Origin of the sequence: Citrobacter sp. CK181, from assembly GCF_030333595.1 — a bacterium.
GTDB lineage: Bacteria > Pseudomonadota > Gammaproteobacteria > Enterobacterales > Enterobacteriaceae > Citrobacter_B > Citrobacter_B koseri.
The window spans coordinates 243,228-262,340 of the sequence record NZ_JAOWFN010000013.1; the positions used below are offsets into that span (position 1 = coordinate 243,228).

Genomic DNA, 19,113 nt, shown 5'->3' on the forward strand with positions numbered 1-19,113 from the left:
ATGACAATAATATCGCCGAATTCGGCTCTTCTCTGGAGTCGCGTTGATGATTATAAAAAAATGCAGTGGTCGCCAGGTGTGGTGCTGCCTGGCGAGCGTTATCGTCTGTGCAATTTTCACTAACACAGCATATGCCTGGCAACAAGAATATATCGCTGATGCCGTATCGGGTCATACGACAGAACGCTATACATGGGACAGCGATCACCAACCAAGTTACAACGATATTCTGGCGGAGCGGATTCGGTCCAGCCAGAATGCGCCTGGCCCTGTGCTGAGCCTGGCCGATCAAACGCCACTGGATGCGACCAGCGGCATGAGCATGGGCTGGAATTTTCCGCTTGCCGGGCGCGTGACGACCGGGCCGGTCGCCAGCCTGCATTACGACGGCTCAACCACCTCGATGTTTAATGAATTTGGCGACAGCGTGACGGCGCAGGCGCTGACCGGCCCTCTGTGGCATGCCAGCGTCAGTACGTTGGGCTGGCGGGTGAATTCGCAGTTTGGCGATATCCGTCCCTGGGCGCAAATCAGCTATAACCAGCAATACGGCGAGAACATCTGGAAAGCGCAGTCGGGGCTGAGTCGAATGACGGCGGCGGATCAGAATGGCAACTGGCTGGATGTGACGGTGGGGGCGGATATGCTACTGAACCCGCATATCGCGGCGTATGCGGCGCTCTCTCAGGCAGATAACAGCGCAAGCAATAGCGACTATCTGTACACCCTGGGCGTTAGCGCCAGATTTTAACGAGAATACGCACGTAATAAAAACAAGTTTTTTACAATTAAGTCTCTTTAATAACAAGACATACAGCGATAGTGTGTACTAACTGACATTAAAAAAATCACGCTGCGCAGTCTTTGTCTCGTCATTCATTCCGCAATCCAGGCATTTCATTCCGTTCTGATGGCATTTCATGCCGTTTTTCCCCTGCATAAAAAGCACTTCGTTATTGTTGTCGGCAGTGAATTTCTCCTTTGTTTATGCAGGAAGACTGCCATGAAAACTTCTGATTATCAGCGTACCCGTTGGCTGACGCTTATCGGCACCATCATCACACAATTTGCGTTAGGTTCTGTTTACACCTGGAGCCTGTTTAATGGCGCGCTCTCTGCGAAACTGGATGAGCCCGTCAGCCAGGTGGCCTTTTCATTTGGCTTGTTGAGCCTGGGACTGGCGATCTCCTCTTCCGTGGCGGGTAAATTACAGGAACGTTTCGGCGTAAAACGCGTCACGATGGCGTCAGGTGTTTTACTGGGCATCGGCTTCTTTTTAACGGCGCATTCCAACAACCTTATGATGCTGTGGCTGAGCGCCGGGGTGCTGGTTGGCCTGGCGGACGGGGCGGGATACCTGTTAACGCTGTCTAACTGCGTAAAATGGTTCCCGGAACGTAAAGGGCTGATTTCCGCCTTCGCGATTGGTTCTTATGGCCTCGGTAGCCTCGGCTTCAAATTCATCGACAGCCAGCTGCTGGCGACGGTCGGTCTGGAAAAGACATTTATGATCTGGGGCGCGATTGTGCTGGTGATGATTGTCTTTGGTTCAACGCTGATGAAAGACGCGCCGAATCAGGATGTTAAAGCGGTAAACGGGGTGGTGGAAAACGACTTCACCCTGGCGCAGTCCATGCGTAAACCGCAGTACTGGATGCTGGCGGTGATGTTCCTGACGGCCTGCATGAGCGGTCTGTATGTCATCGGTGTGGCGAAAGACATTGCTCAGGGGCTGGCGCATATGGATGTTGCTTCGGCGGCCAACGCGGTCACGGTGATTTCCATCGCTAACCTGTCAGGCCGCCTGGTGCTGGGCATTCTGTCTGACAAAATCGCCCGTATCCGCGTGATTACTATCGGTCAGGTTGTCTCGCTGGTCGGGATGGCAGCATTACTGTTCGCGCCGCTGAGTGATGTGACGTTCTTCGCCGCGATTGCCTGCGTCGCCTTTAACTTCGGCGGTACGATCACGGTGTTCCCGTCGCTGGTGAGCGAGTTCTTCGGCCTGAATAACCTGGCGAAAAACTACGGCGTGATTTACCTGGGCTTTGGGATTGGCAGTATTTGCGGGTCGATTATCGCCTCGCTGTTCGGTGGGTTCTACGTCACCTTCTGCGTTATTTTCGCTCTGCTGATCCTCTCTCTGGCGCTCTCGACCACGATTCGCCAGCCTCAGCGCCGCGTCTTTAAAGAGGCTCACGCCTGATTTTATTCATCATTTAACCACTTCCCGGCCCGGATATTTTTGTAAATATCCGGGCCGCTTGCTTATTCTTCCGACACTTTTACGCTTCCCTGTGGTCTACATACCCGCGCGTGTAGACTGTCTGACATCTGCTGTTACCGCATTTATCCACCTGCCCGGTCTGGAATGGCCTTTTGCGGGTGGTTTTTATCCCGATTTCCAGGGTTTGCTTGCATGAAATACATTAAATCGATGACGCAGCAGAAGCTGAGCTTCTTGCTTGCGCTCTATATCGGCCTGTTTATGAATTGCGCAGTGTTTTACCGCCGGTTCGGTAGCTATGCGCAGGAATTTACCGTCTGGAAAGGCCTCTCGGCAGTGGTTGAACTTGGGGCCACGGTTCTCGCCACGTTCTTCTTACTCCGTCTGCTTTCCCTGTTTGGTCGCCGCGTCTGGCGGGTTCTGGCTACGCTGGTGGTGCTGTTCTCCGCGAGCGCCAGCTATTACATGACCCTCCTGAACGTGGTGATCGGCTACGGCATTATTGCCTCCGTGATGACCACGGATATCGATTTATCGAAAGAGGTCGTCGGCTGGCACTTCATTTTGTGGCTGGTGGCGGTGAGCATTCTGCCGCTGGTCTTTATCTGGAGTAACCGCTGTCGTTACACCCTGCTGCGGCAGTTACGCACGCCGGGCCAGCGCGTTCGCAGCGTGGCGGCGGTGGTTCTGGCTGGGGTGATGGTGTGGGCGCCGATTCGCCTGCTCGACGTTCAGCAAAAGAATGTTGAACGAACAACGGGTATCGATTTGCCGAGCTATGGCGGCGTGGTGGCGAACTCTTATTTACCGTCGAACTGGCTGTCGGCTTTAGGGCTGTACGCCTGGGCGCAGGTGGATGAGTCGTCGGATAATAACTCGCTGATGAACCCGGCGAAGAAGTTTACCTATGTTGCGCCAGAAGGCATTGATGACACGTATGTTGTGTTTATCATCGGCGAAACCACGCGTTGGGATCATATGGGCATCTTCGGCTACGAGCGGAACACGACGCCGAAGCTGGCGCAGGAAAAAAATCTCGCGGCGTTCCGGGGTGAGTCGTGTGATACCGCGACCAAACTCTCGCTGCGCTGTATGTTTGTGCGCGAGGGCGGCGCGTCGGAGAATCCGCAGCGTACGCTGAAAGAGCAAAACATTTTTGCGGTGCTGAAGCAGTTAGGGTTTAGCGCCGATCTGTATGCGATGCAGAGCGAAATGTGGTTCTACAGCAATACGATGGCGGATAACATTGCCTACCGCGAGCAAATCGGCGCAGAGCCGCGCAACCGGGGTAAGACGGTTGATGATATGTTGCTGGTGGATGAAATGCAGCGTTCGTTAGCGCAAACCCCTGACGGGAAACACCTGATCGTGATGCATACCAAAGGGTCGCATTATAACTATACGCAGCGGTATCCCCGCAGTTTTGCGCAGTGGACGCCGGAGTGTGTCGGTGTTGACGATGGTTGCACAAAAGCGGAGATGATCAACTCTTACGATAACTCGGTGAGCTATGTTGATCACTTTATTACCCGCGTGTTCGATCAGCTGCGCGATAAGAAAGCCATTGTGTTTTACGCCGCCGATCACGGCGAGTCGATCAATGAGCGCGAGCATTTGCACGGCACGCCGCGCAAGATGGCGCCGCCAGAACAGTTCCGGGTGCCAATGCTGGTGTGGATGTCGGATAAGTATCTGGAGAACCCGCAGCATGCGCAGATGCTTGCGCGCCTGCAACAGGCGGCGGCGATGAAAACGCCGCGCCGTCATGTGGAGCTGTATGACACGGTGATGGGATGTCTCGGCTACACTTCGCCAGATGGCGGAATTAACGAAAACAACGACTGGTGCCATATTCCGGCTGAACAGAATGCAGCGGTGCAGTAAGCGGTCTGCTGACTTTCTCGCCGATTGAATGGCATTTTCAAACTAAGGGATTGACGGGCGCGCACCTGAGCAGTAAGATGCGCCCCGCATTCGGTGATTGGCGCAGCCTGGTAGCGCACTTCGTTCGGGACGAAGGGGTCGGAGGTTCGAATCCTCTATCACCGACCAATTCAGAAAAGCCAGCCCACGGGCTGGCTTTTTGCTGTCTGGAATTCAGCATTGTAGGCCTGATAAGCGAAGCGCCATCAGGCAGGATCGGTCGCCCACTTTCGGTAACGCCGGATGGCGGCGCAGGCGCCTTATCCGGCCTACGGCTCAGCATTGTAGGCCTGATAAGCGCAGCGCCATCAGGCAGGATTGGTAGCCCACTTTCGGCAATGCCGGATGGCGGCGCAGGCGCCTTATCCGGCCTACGGCTCAGCATTGTAGGCCTGCGCCATCAGGCAGGATCGGTCGCTCATTTTCGGTAACGCCGGATGGCGGCGCAAGCGCCTTATCCGGCCTACGGCGATTTCGCCATTGGCAAAAAATGTGCATCACTTCTCACTGTTTGTTCACGTTTTTGTGACATATTCCATTGTCTTTTTTTATCTTTGCTTAAATTTTTTTTTGCGTTACTTATGGCTGAGCCCAGCATTTTCCGCTGTGCGTTTTAGCGTTCGTGATATTAATCGCTCAGATATGCAGCATTTCGTCAGAAATTTTTCACAATCTGCACAAACGTTAATCACCAAATGTTGCGAAATATGAAGCGATTAATTCTGGTGTTAACGGAGTAGCACAAATTTCCCTGCTGAAAATAGTCGTTTGAAGTTTTTTTAATCTTTGTTTGTGAATTCTCACCGTTGTTGTAAATCATGGTTGCCTGTATTGACGTTTTCACATTCTGTTGACAGATTGTAGGGCATGAGGGGCATTTCATGGAGAATCCGCACTGCAACTCAGGCGCTTATGTGAACGGAATCCCCATCCTCTTAACGCCGACCCGGCCGGGTAAAAAACAAAAAAGGCCAGGCGGTGCAAACCCACTGCAAAGGGTAAAACAACAACATCACATTTGGAGCAGAAGAATGAGTATTTCCTTGAAGAAGTCAGGGATGCTGAAGCTTGGTCTGAGCCTGGTGGCCATGACCGTCGCAGCAAGTGTACAGGCTAAAACTCTGGTTTATTGTTCAGAAGGTTCTCCAGAAGGCTTCAACCCGCAGCTGTTTACCTCCGGCACCACCTATGACGCCAGCTCAGTACCTATCTATAACCGTCTGGTGGAATTTAAAATCGGTACAACCGAAGTTATTCCAGGCCTCGCTGAAAAGTGGGATGTCAGCGAAGACGGCAAAACCTACACCTTCCACCTGCGTCAGGGCGTGAAGTGGCAGGACAGCAAAGACTTTAAACCGACGCGCGATTTCAACGCCGATGACGTGGTGTTCTCGTTCGATCGTCAGAAAAATGCTGAAAACCCGTACCACAAAGTGTCTGGCGGCAGCTATGAATACTTCGAAGGGATGGGTCTGCCAGACCTGATAAGCGAAGTGAAGAAAGTGGACGATAGCACCGTTCAGTTCGTGCTGACCCGTCCAGAAGCGCCGTTCCTCGCTGACCTGGCGATGGACTTCGCCTCCATCCTCTCTAAAGAATATGCTGACAACATGCTGAAAGCCGGTACGCCGGAGAAAGTGGATCTGAACCCAATCGGTACGGGGCCGTTCCAGCTGTTGCAGTACCAGAAAGACTCCCGCATTCTGTATAAAGCGTTTGATGGTTTCTGGGGCACCAAGCCGCAGATCGACCGTCTGGTGTTCTCCATTACGCCTGACGCGTCCGTGCGTTACGCCAAGCTACAGAAAAATGAGTGCCAGGTGATGCCGTACCCGAACCCGGCGGACATCGCGCGCATGAAGCAGGACAAAAACATCAACCTGATGGAGCAGGCGGGTCTGAACGTCGGCTACCTCTCTTTCAACACCGAGAAGAAACCGTTTGATGACGTGAAAGTCCGTCAGGCGCTGACCTACGCGGTGAACAAAGAGGCGATCATTAAAGCGGTTTATCAGGGCGCGGGCGTTGAAGCCAAGAACCTGATTCCGCCGACCATGTGGGGCTATAACGACGACGTTAAAGACTACAACTACGATCCAGAAAAAGCCAAAGCGCTGCTGAAAGAAGCGGGCCAGGATAAAGGCTTCACCGTTGAACTGTGGGCGATGCCGGTACAGCGTCCGTACAACCCGAACGCTCGCCGTATGGCTGAGATGATTCAGGCTGACTGGGCGAAGATTGGCGTACAGGCCAAGATTGTCACCTACGAGTGGGGTGAATACCTCAAGCGTGCGAAGTCAGGTGAACATCAGGCGGTGATGATGGGCTGGACCGGTGATAACGGGGACCCGGATAACTTCTTCGCGACCCTGTTTAGCTGCGCTGCGGCGAAAGACGGTTCCAACTACTCTCGCTGGTGCTACAAGCCGTTTGAAGACTTGATTCAACCGGCGCGCGCCACTGACGATCACAACAAGCGTGTTGAACTCTACAAACAGGCTCAGGTGGTGATGCATGACCAGGCGCCTGCGCTGATCATCGCTCACTCCACCGTGTACGAACCTGTGCGTAAAGAAGTCAAAGGCTATGTGGTTGATCCTCTGGGCAAACACCACTTTGAAAACGTCTCTGTCGAATAATTAAAAGCCAGGGGTGCCTGAGCACCCCATGCCCGGCGGCGCTGCGTTTGCACGAACCTACGATCGTAGGCCGGGTAAGCGCAGCGCCACCCGGCGTAATGCTTTACCCCACGGCGGCGTATGCCGTGGGATAAGATTTGTGAGCAATACAGACGCACTGTCACCAGGCGGCGCGTCATTAGAGAGAATCCGGGTTATGTTGCAGTTCATCCTCCGACGTTTGGGACTCGTCATCCCCACGTTTATCGGTATCACCCTTCTCACCTTTGCCTTCGTCCATATGATCCCGGGCGATCCGGTCATGATCATGGCAGGTGAGCGTGGTATCTCTCCTGAGCGTCATGCTCAACTGCTGGCTGAACTCGGTCTGGATAAACCGATGTGGCAGCAGTACCTCCATTACATCTGGGGGGTGATGCATGGCGATTTGGGCATCTCGCTGAAAAGCCGTTTGCCGGTGTGGGACGAGTTCGTGCCTCGCTTTAAAGCGACGCTGGAACTTGGCGTCTGCGCCATGATTTTCGCCACCGCAGTAGGGATTCCGGTCGGCGTGCTGGCCGCCGTGAAGCGCGGTTCCATTTTCGATCATACCGCTGTTGGCCTGGCGCTGACCGGTTACTCTATGCCTATCTTCTGGTGGGGCATGATGCTGATCATGCTGGTATCAGTGCAATGGAACCTGACGCCGGTTTCCGGGCGCGTCAGCGATATGGTGTTCCTTGATGACTCCAATCCGTTAACCGGCTTTATGCTGATTGACACGGCTATCTGGGGCGAAGAGGGCAACTTTATTGATGCTGTCGCGCACATGATCCTGCCTGCGATGGTGCTCGGTACGATACCGCTGGCGGTTATCGTGCGTATGACCCGCTCCTCCATGCTGGAAGTGCTGGGTGAAGATTATATCCGTACCGCGCGCGCCAAAGGTCTCACAAGGATGCGCGTCATCATCGTACACGCGCTGCGTAACGCGATGCTGCCGGTCGTGACCGTTATCGGTTTGCAGGTGGGGACGCTGCTGGCAGGGGCGATCCTGACCGAAACCATCTTCTCGTGGCCTGGCCTTGGCCGTTGGCTGATTGATGCGCTGCAACGACGCGATTATCCGGTTGTACAGGGCGGGGTGTTACTGGTAGCGACGATGATTATTCTCGTCAACCTGCTGGTCGACCTGCTGTACGGCGTGGTGAACCCGCGTATTCGTCATAAGAAGTAAGGGGCCATCATGTCACAGGTTACTGAAAATAAAGTTATCTCTGCACCGGTGCCGATGACCCCGTTGCAGGAGTTCTGGCACTATTTTAAACGCAACAAGGGTGCGGTTGTCGGTCTGGCGTATGTCGTCATCATGATCCTGATTGCGGTGTTCGCGAACGTCATCGCGCCGTATAACCCGGCAGATCAGTTCCGCGATGTGCTGCTGGCGCCGCCTGCGTGGCAGGAAGGCGGCAGTATCGCGCACCTGCTGGGAACGGATGATGTCGGTCGCGATGTGCTGTCGCGCCTGATGTATGGCGCACGTCTGTCGCTGCTGGTGGGCTGCCTGGTGGTGGTGCTGTCGCTGGTGATGGGGATTGTGCTCGGCCTGGTCGCGGGTTACTTCGGCGGCATTGTTGATAACATCATCATGCGCGTCGTCGATATCATGCTGGCGCTGCCAAGCCTGCTGCTGGCGCTGGTGCTGGTGGCGATCTTTGGCCCCTCTATCGGTAACGCCGCGCTGGCGCTGACCTTTGTGGCGCTCCCGCACTACGTGCGTCTGACCCGCGCCGCCGTGCTGGTGGAGGTGAACCGCGATTACGTTACCGCTTCCCGCGTGGCGGGCGCAGGCGCGATGCGCCAGATGTTCGTCAATATCTTCCCGAACTGCCTTGCGCCGCTGATCGTTCAGGCGTCGCTCGGTTTCTCTAACGCCATTCTCGATATGGCCGCCCTGGGCTTCCTCGGCATGGGTGCGCAGCCGCCGACACCGGAGTGGGGCACCATGCTCTCCGACGTGTTGCAGTTCGCACAAAGTGCCTGGTGGGTCGTGACCTTCCCGGGTCTGGCGATCCTGCTAACGGTGCTGGCATTTAACCTGATGGGTGACGGTCTGCGTGACGCGCTCGATCCCAAACTGAAGCAGTAAGAGGTTCGAGATGGCGTTATTAAACGTAGATAAATTATCGGTGCACTTCGGTGACGAAGGTACGCCGTTTCGCGCAGTAGACCGCGTAAGCTACAGCGTAAATCAGGGCGAAGTCGTTGGTATCGTCGGCGAGTCCGGCTCCGGTAAATCGGTTAGCTCGCTGGCGATTATGGGGCTGATTGACTTCCCGGGCCGCGTGATGGCGGAAAAACTGGAATTCAACGGCCAGGACTTGCAGCGCATCTCTGAGAAAGAGCGCCGCAACCTGGTGGGCGCGGAAGTGGCGATGATCTTCCAGGACCCGATGACCAGCCTGAACCCGTGCTACACCGTAGGTTTCCAGATTATGGAAGCGATTAAGGTGCATCAGGGCGGCAACAGGAAAACCCGTCGGCAGAGGGCGATTGACCTGCTGACTCAGGTGGGGATTCCCGATCCGGCGTCGCGTCTGGATGTCTACCCGCACCAGTTGTCCGGTGGGATGAGCCAGCGCGTGATGATTGCCATGGCGATTGCCTGTCGTCCGAAACTGCTGATTGCCGATGAACCGACCACTGCGCTGGACGTGACCATCCAGGCGCAAATCATCGAACTGCTGCTGGAATTGCAGCAGAAAGAAAATATGGCGCTGGTGCTGATTACTCACGATCTGGCGCTGGTGGCGGAAGCCGCGCATAAAATCATCGTAATGTATGCCGGACAGGTGGTAGAGACAGGGGCGGCGCACGATATCTTCCGCGCGCCGCGTCATCCGTATACGCAGGCGTTGCTGCGCGCACTGCCGGAATTCGCGCAGGATAAAGCGCGCCTGGCGTCGCTGCCGGGCGTGGTGCCGGGAAAATATGACCGCCCGAACGGTTGTCTGTTGAACCCGCGCTGCCCGTATGCCACGGATAAGTGCCGTAGCGAAGAGCCGGATCTGAATCTGCTCGGCGATGGCCGCCAGTCCAAATGCCACTATCCACTCGATGATGCCGGGAGGCCCACACTATGAGTACGCACGAGGCCACCTTGCAACAGCCGCTGTTGCAGGCCATCGATTTGAAAAAACACTACCCGGTGAAGAAGGGGCTGTTTGCGCCCGAGCGCCTGGTAAAAGCGCTGGATGGCGTATCGTTCACCCTTGAGCGCGGTAAAACGCTGGCGGTCGTGGGCGAGTCCGGCTGCGGGAAATCCACGCTGGGCCGCCTGCTGACGATGATTGAAACGCCGACCGGCGGAGAACTGTATTATCAGGGGCAGGATCTGCTCAGGCACGATCCGCAGGCGCAAAAACTGCGTCGGCAGAAAATCCAGATTGTGTTCCAGAACCCGTATGGTTCGCTGAACCCGCGTAAGAAAGTGGGGCAGATTCTGGAAGAGCCGCTGCTGATCAACACCTCGCTCAGCAAAGAGCAGCGTCGTGAAAAAGCGCTGGCGATGATGGCGAAAGTCGGCCTTAAAACCGAGCATTACGATCGCTACCCGCACATGTTTTCCGGCGGCCAGCGTCAACGTATTGCTATCGCCCGCGGTCTGATGCTTGACCCGGACGTGGTGATCGCCGATGAACCGGTCTCCGCGCTGGACGTTTCCGTGCGCGCGCAGGTGTTGAACCTGATGATGGATTTGCAGCAGGAGCTGGGGCTGTCTTACGTCTTTATCTCGCACGACCTGTCGGTGGTCGAACACATTGCCGATGAGGTGATGGTGATGTATCTCGGCCGCTGCGTGGAGAAAGGGACGAAGGAGCAGATCTTTACCAACCCGCGCCATCCGTATACGCAGGCGCTGCTCTCCGCGACGCCGCGTTTGAACCCGGATGACCGCCGCGAGCGCATCAAGCTGACCGGCGAGCTGCCAAGCCCGCTGAATCCGCCGCCGGGCTGCGCCTTCAACGCCCGTTGCCGTCGTCGCTTTGGCCCCTGCACCCAGTTGCAGCCGCAGCTTAAAGATTACGGCGGTCAACTGGTGGCCTGTTTCGCCGTCGATCAGGATGAGAACCCACAGCAATAACTGTTGGTTATTGCCTCATAACCGGAGCCTTGTGCTCCGGTTTTTTTATATTCCTTTTTTGGCTCCACAATGTGAGTCCATCGGCAGAACATTATCCCATAGCGACTAGAATGTAAGCAGATTTCTGATTGCCACAGAAATATCTGGAGCCAACGTGGTCACGATACGCTGGGATATTAAAACAATCGATCGTCTGTCTATGGTTGAGGATGTCCTCAAGGAGTTTTCCTGCCGCGATATTAATATTATCTCCATGAAGGTCACACCAGGTCGGATTCTGATTAAATCCTGGTGCCGCCAGTTGCAGGATATTTCCAGCGTCCAGACCTGCCTCAATCAACATGCCGACATTATTAATGTCGCTTATCTCTCTGAGAATCTTTCTGAACTGACCACGCCCGAACTGACGCGACCGCGCTATTTCTCCGACATTATCTGTAGCAGCCAGAGTATGCAGGTGCTGATTGAAAAAGCGCTAAAAATCGCTGACAGCAAATATACCGTCCTGATCCGTGGTGAGACCGGCACGGGTAAAGAGTTGCTGGCGCGCGCCATTCATAATTCCGGGCAGCGGCGCTTTTATCCGTTTATCCCCGTCAACTGCTCAACGCTGCCTGAGGCATTGATGGAGAGCGAACTTTTTGGTTATGAAAAAGGGGCGTTCAGCGGTGCGGACGGCAGAGGGAAAAAAGGGTTGTTTGAAATGGCGGATAAGGGAACGCTGTTTCTTGATGAATTTGGCGAAATGCCGCTGAATTTACAGGCCAAGCTGCTGCGGGTGCTTCAGGACGGCGGCATCCGCCGCGTCGGCGGGGCGCAGGTGATCCCGGTTAACGCGCGTATTATTGTCGCCACCAACGCGAATCTGGAAGAGATGGTCGAACAGCGCCTGCTGCGCGCCGATCTCTGGTATCGCATTAACGTACTGACGCTCACGATTCCGCCGTTGCGCGAGCGCCCTTCGGATATCACTTTACTGATTCGCCATTTTGTACAGAAATATGCCAAAGAGTTTCAACGGCGGCTGATACTGGACAAAGCCTGTTTTGAGTCACTGCGTCACCACCACTGGCCGGGCAACGTTCGCGAACTGGAGAACACCATTATCCGTCTGATGCTGATGTCAGAAAGTGATGTCATCACCTGCGATGATTTGGGGCTTTCAACGGTGTCACAAGCGTTGCCGGGGCATCCCGACCGTCCCTTCAAAGAGCAGGTGCAACATGCTGAGCGACAGCTGATTGAGCAGATGGTGGAAGAGAATGTCTCCTCCCGGCATATCGCGAAAGCGTTGGGGGTTTCGCACACGACGGTGCTGAATAAAATACGCAGCTACCAACTGGAAGGGGTGAGTTAAGCGCCGCCAGGAATCGACGGCGCACGGAACGCGTTATTCAATCAGCTTCAGGAGCGGCGACAGGCACAGCAAAATCCCATACAGCAGAATCAGCCAGGTTTTCAGGCCGCGCAGTTTTTCCAGTTGCGTGACTTTATAGATCAGGAAAAAAGGGATGATGCACGACACAATGCCGTACAGCGGGCTGCCCAACTGGAAGAACACCAGCACCGAGACGCGGAACGATACCCAAATGACCAGCGTGATAACGATAAAGGTACAGATGCCAAGCATCAGCGCCAGCGGATTGATCTTCTCCACGTCGATAACCCGGCTCAGCACGTTGAGAATGATGCCCTTAATCGCTTCATGAAAGCCCAGGTAAATACCGAAAAAGGCGGTGAGAACCGCAAAGATATTCAGTACCGTTGAGGTGAAATGAATGATCTGTCCGGGAATGACCTGCGCAGCCAATGCCAGAGCGGAGATATTCTGCTCAAAGGCGGAAACGGCTTCTTCGTGGCTGATGGAGAAGGTAAACGAAAACGAGAAGAACAGGATCACGGCAATCAGCGTGATATAGCTGATGCGGTGGGTACGAATGGCCATACGCGTCGCCAGCACTCTGTCGGCTTCTCGTTTGCGGTAGGCAATGTTCATTGGGTTCAGCACCTGAATAAACACCGCCGAGAAAAAACAGAAGGGGACGGTGAGCAGCACATCGCGGAAGAAGACCGACGCCTGCGGGAAGGCCGTAATATTGCTGAAGTTCCAGTGCGGAATCATCGCGAAACCGAAGATCAGGATGATGCCTACTTTCACCACCACCATAGGGCCGGAGATCTTAAACAGCAGCTTTTCTCCACCGGAGGCGATAGCGACCAGTACGGCGAAGATCGCCACTTTATAGAGGATGGACTGCGAGAGATCGGCATCGGTCAGACCGAAGGTCTTAATGTACGACGCGCTGTCGAAAACCACGGATAAAGAGTAGATAAAAATGCCGTGGATAATCATCAAAAAGTAGATCACGCCGAGGAAGACGCCCCAGTTTTTCCCCAGGTAATGACTGATAATATCGGTGTAGTCATTACAGGTTTCACTTTCTGATAACGTCTTTAAGTAAATATCCTGCACGATATAGGTTGCGGGGTAGGCGATAATAAACGCGGTGATAAAGACCCAAATTCCTTTTAGCCCGATCTGTACCGGCATCAGCACCGTTCCGGCGCCAATGGCCATGCCGATACATAACAGCACCCAGCCAAAATCGTATTTCGTAAACGGTAGTTTTCCTGATAACGCTGCGGTGGTCGCTTTACTGTTGCTTAATTGTAATGTGTTGTCCTGCATAGAGCCCCCTGCCCAAAATACGCGTCACCCCGGGAAGGATGATGCGTATAGCCAGGCCGTTGTGCCTTGATTCTCAACAGCCGGAGCCGACGCAGGCCAGCTCCGACCGTAATGGTCAGAATGTCGCCTTTCTGATGGCGTGTTCAAGGTCGTTAATAATATCTTCTGGATCTTCAAGACCCACAGAAAGACGGATTAGCCCGTCGGTAATACCTGCTTTAAGCCGTTCCTCTGGCGCAACAGGCGAATGTGTCATAGACGCAGGGTGCTGAATGAGGGTTTCGGTATCACCGAGACTGACCGCGAGGAGGCACAATTCTACCGAATTGATCATGCGTCTGCCAGCCTCCAGGCCACCCGCGATTTCGAAGCTGATAATGCCGCCGGGCAGGCTCATCTGGCGTCTGCCAAGTTCATACTGCGGGTGCGAAGGAAGCCCCGGATACCAGACGTGGGTAATCTTCGGATGGCTTTCCAGGAAACGGGCGATTTTCAGCGCGTTCTCGCAGTGGCGCTCCATGCGAATCCCCAGCGTCTTCACGCCGCGCAGCGTCAGCCAGGCGTTAAAGGGGCTCATGCAGCCGCCGGTGATATCCTTCAGCCCGATAAACCGCGCCTGATCGATAAACTCCTGCTTGCCGACGATGACTCCGCCAATAACATCCCCGTGTCCGTTGATGTATTTCGTGACGCTGTGAACCACGATATCGGCTCCCTGGAGCAGGGGTTGCTGGCAGTACGGCGACATAAAGGTGTTATCCACAACCAACAGCACGCCCCGCTGATGGGCGATCCCAGCGACCGTTTCGATATCGACCAGGGAGAGCGTTGGGTTGGCGGGCGTTTCGATGTACACCACTTTGGTTTCCGGGCGGATGGCTTCGCGGATCTCATCCGGGTTGGCGGCATTAACGAAACTCACGTCAATACCGAACTTCGGTATGCTGTGCGACAAAAATGCGTGCGTGCAGCCATAAATCGCGCTGGCTGAGACAATGTGATCGCCCTGCTCACAGAGCGTCAGCAGCGTGGTGGTGATGGCGGAAATGCCGGACGCGGTCGCCAGCGCCGCTTCGCCTCTTTCCAGTACCGCCAGCTTTTTCTCCAGCGCGTCCGTCGTGGGGTTGCCCAGGCGGGTGTAAATGTACCCGGACTCTTCGAGCGCAAAGCGGGCGGCCCCCTGTTCGGCGCTGTCGAAAACAAACGTCGACGTCTGGAAGATTGGCGTACTGAGCGCGCCAGTTGAAGGATCGGGTTGTTGCCCCGCGTGAACGATCTGGGTGTTGAATCCGTAAGTACGACAGTCAGACATGATATCTCCTTTGATTCGGAACAGAACAGCTCACACTCAAATAGCAATCGCTGTGCCAGAAAAGGAGTTTTTATATATCAAAGAGTTAGTGGGTTTCGTTTTTTACGGGTCGTCAGAAAAGTTGCCAGCTGGCAAGAATCTTTCCAGCGTGTTGCAGCGCTTGCGCGAGTTTTGCCGGATGGCGACAAAAGCGTCTTATCCGGCCTACAAATCGGCATAATTTCAGGAGATTGTGCCTGACCTGTAGGCCTGATAAGCGTAGCGCCATCAGGCCTTTTTCGTTTACTGCGGATAAGGCACCCAGTCGCCGCCGTTCAGACGCACATACGGTTTACCCTGATACTGGATAACCACCGCGTTGGCGTTTTCAGCGACCGGTGCGGTCTGCGGCAACCCACGGGTGAGCTGATCCCAGTTGACGTTGTCTTCGACAAACAGTTTGCCGTCAAGGGCGCGCACCACCAGTTCGGAAATCGCCAGGTAGCTGCTCGGCTGGTCAATCTCAATCGATGCGCCCTGATGAGGCGCTTTCATGCCGAAGAATTTCACCGCTGCCGGTACGTTGGTGATCGACGGGCTGGGGATGTCGCGTAGCCCGGAAACCTGCATTCTGTCGCCTTTGAGCGCGCCGCCGTGTTCCGGGACCATCACCACCATCACTTTACGGCCTGATTTCTCCAGTTCGGTAAAGAAGGCGTCCAGCTCATCGAACAGCTTTTGCGCGCGAATTTTGTAATCCGCCGTTTTGCTGACGCCAGGGAAGTGGTTCCCGTCGTGCAGCGGCAGCGTGTTATAGAACGTTGCGCTACGCGAGTTCTGATCTTTCTCGGTGGTTTCCAGCCAGCGATTGAGCACGGCGGTGTCGTCATAAACCGGAGAACCGTCAAAGCCCAGCAGCGTGACGGGCAGCCCTTTTTGATCCATCAGCTCCGTCTGCATACCGCCATTCTCACGCACTTCTTTCAGGAAGCCGCCGAATTCGCCGTTATGACCCATCATCAAATGCTGCGTGAAGCCCAGCTTCGACAGGTTATCAAACAGGTAGCAGTCGTTGCCTGCCGGTTGATACAGATTCGTGTGCGACGACTGGCCGCAGCTGGCGCGCAGCAGGCGGATCGCCGCCGGGCCGCTGTAGGAGGTGGCGGAGTTAAAGTGCTTAAACAGAATATCGAAATGCGACCATAACGGATGTGACATCAGGCCTGCGGCTTCAACATCAGACCACGAGAGGGAACAGATGTTGATCACCAGCAGTTCAAACGGCTGCGCATCGGCCGGCAGCGCCGTCGGGAACGGCGTTTTTCGTTTTTCTTCCGCGTTATAGAAGGTGTTCAACCACGCGTTCAGATTGGCTGAGGTCGGAGGCGCGGTCTGCGCCGGGATATCGCCGACCACCGGGGTGTCTCCTGCCGTTGCGACCGTCGCCGCCGCAGAGCCGCCGGTGGTCGTCACCGTGTCGGTCGGCTGGCCGCCAGGCCACAGCGTAAAGACTGGCCCTGTCAGCGTCAGCACGTTCAGCCAGATCATAATGGCGACAACAAAAAGAGTGACCCGAATCCACTGCGATAAAAACAGCCAGGCGACGAGCAGCACAAACACGGCGCCGATCATTTGCCAGTTGATAAAGCGAGTCACCAGATCGAGCATATAGTCCGCGCTAAAACCCGCGACCTGCGAGCCCTGACTGATAATGCTTTGTGGGCCAGGCAGCCAGGTGTCATGCCAGAAAAGCGCAAAGCCGATTGGGATAGCGACCCAATGGCGCAGACGGTGCAGGCTGAGTTTGGGGACTGGCATTAACAAAAAGGCCATGAAGACCAGGTTCTGCAACGGATGGAAGTTGAGATATCCCGCCCAAAGCAGGCCAAACTTTACCAGAAAGTAGAAATTCCAGCCTGCAAGGCCGCGCCAGTATTGCCAGAGAGGTGAAGGCATGGATGAGGTTTGAGTATGCTGAGTCATTTTTTGTCTGCCTTGACGTTTGTTGCACGGCGCAAGGTTCCGGCGGGTTTTACATAACGGGGTCTGGCGAATAACAGTCGGGCTGTGTTACGGATGCGGCGAAGCGAATGGCGCGCCAGATAGCCCAGAGGAAAAAAGATCAGCGCGCAAAAGACGATGATCTGGATGATATCGTTGACGTTCATCATTGTGGGCGCTCCACGCTGTCATCCAGCAGTCGTAAGGGTTCGGGAATACGTCGCCAGACCCGCCCGTCATGCTCGGCATTGAGCACAGGGTTCGGCCCCTGAGTCAGCGGCAGCGGTGTGCCCCACAGTTCAGGCGACAGCAGGCGCATTTGCACGAGTTCAGCGCTGATTTGGTTATCTTCGAACCAGACCATGCGGTTGGAAAAGATATCGCCGGTCGGCAGCGGGAAGATATGGTTCAGCGCAGTGTCCAGATCGTTGACCCGACAGAATGATAAAAACAGCACCAGCCGGTTGCCGCCGATAGTCATGATATCGCCGGTACGGTTTGGGCGGCAGAGCGTCAGCGCCTGCTCGATGCGGATACCCGGCACCGGGCGCAATGCGACCATCACGCCTTTCCCGTCAGCGGGCAGCAGCGTGTTGCTCATCATGTTATGTACGGCTTCGCAGAAGACGTCCCATGTCTGGAAACCGCGCAGCTTCATGGGCTGCGTCATCGACAGGAGTGTGGCGATCTCTTCCGGGACGTAGCGGCTGAATTGCTGTCCCTGCACGCTTTCAATCAGCGTCAGGCAGCGGGAAAGCGGCGCATTCCACGGAATAACCATATTCGCGCCGCAGCCTAACAGCAGTCGCTCGTCGGTCGCTCGCAAACTGGCGAGATTTTCGCGGACGATAATTTTCAGCGCGCTTCCGCGCTGGCGGCGCAGCGTATGGATATTCCGCGCCATGGGTTCGATTTGGCTATTTTGCGTCAGGGAGAAGATGATCGTCGCCGCCTGCGCAGTTCGCGCCTCGTTGAACAAGGTTTGGTTATTATCAAAAAGCGCCCAGTGTTCCGACAGCGGCGGAGCGCCTTCAAGAACGGTGATATTGCTGAGGATGCGTTTTTCGTCGCTGCGCGGCTGGATGTTTGCCTCTTCCTTGTGGGCCAGCTCCCAGTGCGCATCTTTATGGCGCAGCGTCAGTTGTTGCCGGGCGCTGACCCCTTTTTCGCTGCACCAGAACGCGATGTCGAACAGATGCTGGTCGCCCTGAAAACGTAAGCTGGCAAGGCCGAAAAGCGAACGATACTCCCCCATCAACAGGGAGAACTGTTTGTCATTATTATTTCCAGGGTTAATAACCAGAAGCGAACAGTGATGGAACCGGGTCCATTTATTCATTTTTTCCAGCCACTGATGAAGGCGTTCCCCTGATATATTTTGCCAGGCGTTATTCGCGCAAAGAAGAATGAAAAAGTAATGTGTAGGATCAACAGAACAAAGCAAATCGCGGGGCAAAAAGTATAACCCCTTTTCAGAATCCGGCATTGAAAATAACTGGATTTTTTCCGGGCCGTGAGATTCATCTAATTTGATTAATTCACCCGGATCGCTGCCCATACAAATGACCGCGACTTTCGCGTTCCCTGCCTGCGAGGCAATCGTTTGATTCACCAGGCTGATGGCATCTTCATTGCGATCAGCGTCAACCCACCAGACACCGCCGGCAGGCATGTGGCGTAGTTCATCCCATAATGATGAGATGCCGATAGAAAATACGGGGTCCACAGCGTCCCTCTTGTCGCTATTTTATCTGTTTATCAGTTTACTAGCGAAAGCTCAGAAATAAACCTAACATTGAAATTAAAACACATCAGATTTAGCATATGAATCAATTCGGCGGGCAGGAAGCCTTGCGACCTCGGTCATGGTGTTTTCTTTACTCTTACAGTTTGCGTAACGGAAAGGCGAGAAATGAACGATCCCCTGCATTGAAGATTAACAGTGAAGAGGGGGGGATGCTGCCAGAAAAATTGTCTGAAGCATGGTGAGTATATTCAAAAGGGACACAATACAGAATGTATAACAACAACGAACCTGACTCTCAGTTTGATTCAGCATTGGGCTATACCTTTCAAAATGATTTTCTGGCGTTAAGTCAGGCTTTCTCCTTGCCCGAAATAGACTATACCGATATTTCCCAACGCGAACAGCTGGCTGCGGCGATTAAACGTTGGCCTTTATTGGCTGAATTTGCGCAACAACCATCATAAGGGAGTCAG

15 protein-coding genes and 1 tRNA gene are annotated in these 19,113 nt (G+C 54.7%); 11 read left to right on the plus strand and 5 right to left on the minus strand.

What is annotated here, in order from left to right; all coding sequences use genetic code 11:
- Positions 1-46: 46 nt before the first annotated feature.
- From OGW17_RS12535 to OGW17_RS12580, 10 genes are all read left to right on the plus strand, one after another.
- Positions 47-751, plus strand: a complete 705-nt coding sequence (locus OGW17_RS12535) for an autotransporter outer membrane beta-barrel domain-containing protein (RefSeq protein ID WP_071259259.1) — start codon at positions 47-49, stop codon at positions 749-751.
- Between the two features lie 252 nt (positions 752-1,003).
- Positions 1,004-2,206, plus strand: a complete 1,203-nt coding sequence (locus OGW17_RS12540; protein ID WP_071259261.1) for an L-lactate MFS transporter — start codon at positions 1,004-1,006, stop codon at positions 2,204-2,206.
- Positions 2,207-2,419: 213 nt separating this feature from the next.
- Positions 2,420-4,111 (plus strand): kdo(2)-lipid A phosphoethanolamine 7''-transferase, encoded by a 1,692-nt coding sequence (gene eptB, locus OGW17_RS12545; protein WP_071259263.1) that lies wholly within the window; start codon positions 2,420-2,422, stop codon positions 4,109-4,111.
- A 91-nt stretch (positions 4,112-4,202) separates the two neighbouring features.
- Positions 4,203-4,279: transfer RNA gene (locus OGW17_RS12550), tRNA-Pro, on the plus strand.
- 902 nt (positions 4,280-5,181) lie between these two features.
- The gene (dppA, locus tag OGW17_RS12555) at positions 5,182-6,789 is read left to right on the plus strand and encodes a dipeptide ABC transporter periplasmic-binding protein DppA (protein WP_012135678.1); all 1,608 of its coding nucleotides are present in this window, start codon (positions 5,182-5,184) and stop codon (positions 6,787-6,789) included.
- Between the two features lie 196 nt (positions 6,790-6,985).
- Positions 6,986-8,005 carry a dipeptide ABC transporter permease DppB gene (gene dppB / locus OGW17_RS12560; protein ID WP_012135677.1) on the plus strand — a complete coding sequence of 340 codons (1,020 nt, stop codon included), beginning with the start codon at positions 6,986-6,988 and terminating at the stop codon, positions 8,003-8,005.
- Positions 8,006-8,014: 9 nt separating this feature from the next.
- On the plus strand, positions 8,015-8,917 hold the full coding sequence (gene dppC / locus OGW17_RS12565; RefSeq protein WP_012135676.1) for a dipeptide ABC transporter permease DppC: 903 nt from the start codon (positions 8,015-8,017) through the stop codon (positions 8,915-8,917).
- A 10-nt stretch (positions 8,918-8,927) separates the two neighbouring features.
- Positions 8,928-9,911, plus strand: a complete 984-nt coding sequence (gene dppD, locus OGW17_RS12570) for a dipeptide ABC transporter ATP-binding protein (RefSeq protein ID WP_012135675.1) — start codon at positions 8,928-8,930, stop codon at positions 9,909-9,911.
- On the plus strand, positions 9,908-10,912 hold the full coding sequence (dppF, locus tag OGW17_RS12575) for a dipeptide ABC transporter ATP-binding subunit DppF (protein ID WP_049009744.1): 1,005 nt from the start codon (positions 9,908-9,910) through the stop codon (positions 10,910-10,912). Before dppD ends, dppF begins: the two co-directional genes overlap by 4 nt.
- A gap of 154 nt (positions 10,913-11,066) precedes the next feature.
- A complete protein-coding gene (locus tag OGW17_RS12580) occupies positions 11,067-12,269 on the plus strand; it encodes a sigma-54 interaction domain-containing protein (RefSeq protein WP_047460384.1) in 1,203 nt (400 codons plus the stop codon).
- Between the two features lie 33 nt (positions 12,270-12,302).
- Here the strand turns inward: OGW17_RS12580 and OGW17_RS12585 are convergent, their stop codons facing one another.
- The 5 genes from OGW17_RS12585 to bcsE form a co-directional block, all read right to left on the minus strand.
- Positions 12,303-13,601 carry an aromatic amino acid transport family protein gene (locus tag OGW17_RS12585; RefSeq protein WP_071259265.1) on the minus strand — a complete coding sequence of 433 codons (1,299 nt, stop codon included), beginning with the start codon at positions 13,599-13,601 and terminating at the stop codon, positions 12,303-12,305.
- Between the two features lie 115 nt (positions 13,602-13,716).
- Positions 13,717-14,913, minus strand: coding sequence for a methionine gamma-lyase (megL, locus tag OGW17_RS12590; protein WP_012135669.1), 1,197 nt, complete (start codon positions 14,911-14,913; stop codon positions 13,717-13,719).
- Positions 14,914-15,195: 282 nt separating this feature from the next.
- The gene (gene bcsG, locus OGW17_RS12595; protein WP_114647204.1) at positions 15,196-16,875 is read right to left on the minus strand and encodes a cellulose biosynthesis protein BcsG; all 1,680 of its coding nucleotides are present in this window, start codon (positions 16,873-16,875) and stop codon (positions 15,196-15,198) included.
- Positions 16,872-17,063 (minus strand): cellulose biosynthesis protein BcsF, encoded by a 192-nt coding sequence (bcsF, locus tag OGW17_RS12600; protein ID WP_012135666.1) that lies wholly within the window; start codon positions 17,061-17,063, stop codon positions 16,872-16,874. Before bcsF ends, bcsG begins: the two co-directional genes overlap by 4 nt.
- Positions 17,060-18,619 carry a cellulose biosynthesis c-di-GMP-binding protein BcsE gene (bcsE, locus tag OGW17_RS12605; RefSeq protein ID WP_071259270.1) on the minus strand — a complete coding sequence of 520 codons (1,560 nt, stop codon included), beginning with the start codon at positions 18,617-18,619 and terminating at the stop codon, positions 17,060-17,062. The genes bcsF and bcsE overlap by 4 nt, the downstream gene beginning before the upstream one ends.
- Before the next feature lie 290 nt (positions 18,620-18,909).
- Here bcsE and bcsR point away from each other — a divergent pair, with 290 nt between their 5' ends.
- A complete protein-coding gene (bcsR, locus tag OGW17_RS12610; protein ID WP_012135663.1) occupies positions 18,910-19,104 on the plus strand; it encodes a cellulose biosynthesis protein BcsR in 195 nt (64 codons plus the stop codon).
- Positions 19,105-19,113: the final 9 nt, after the last annotated feature.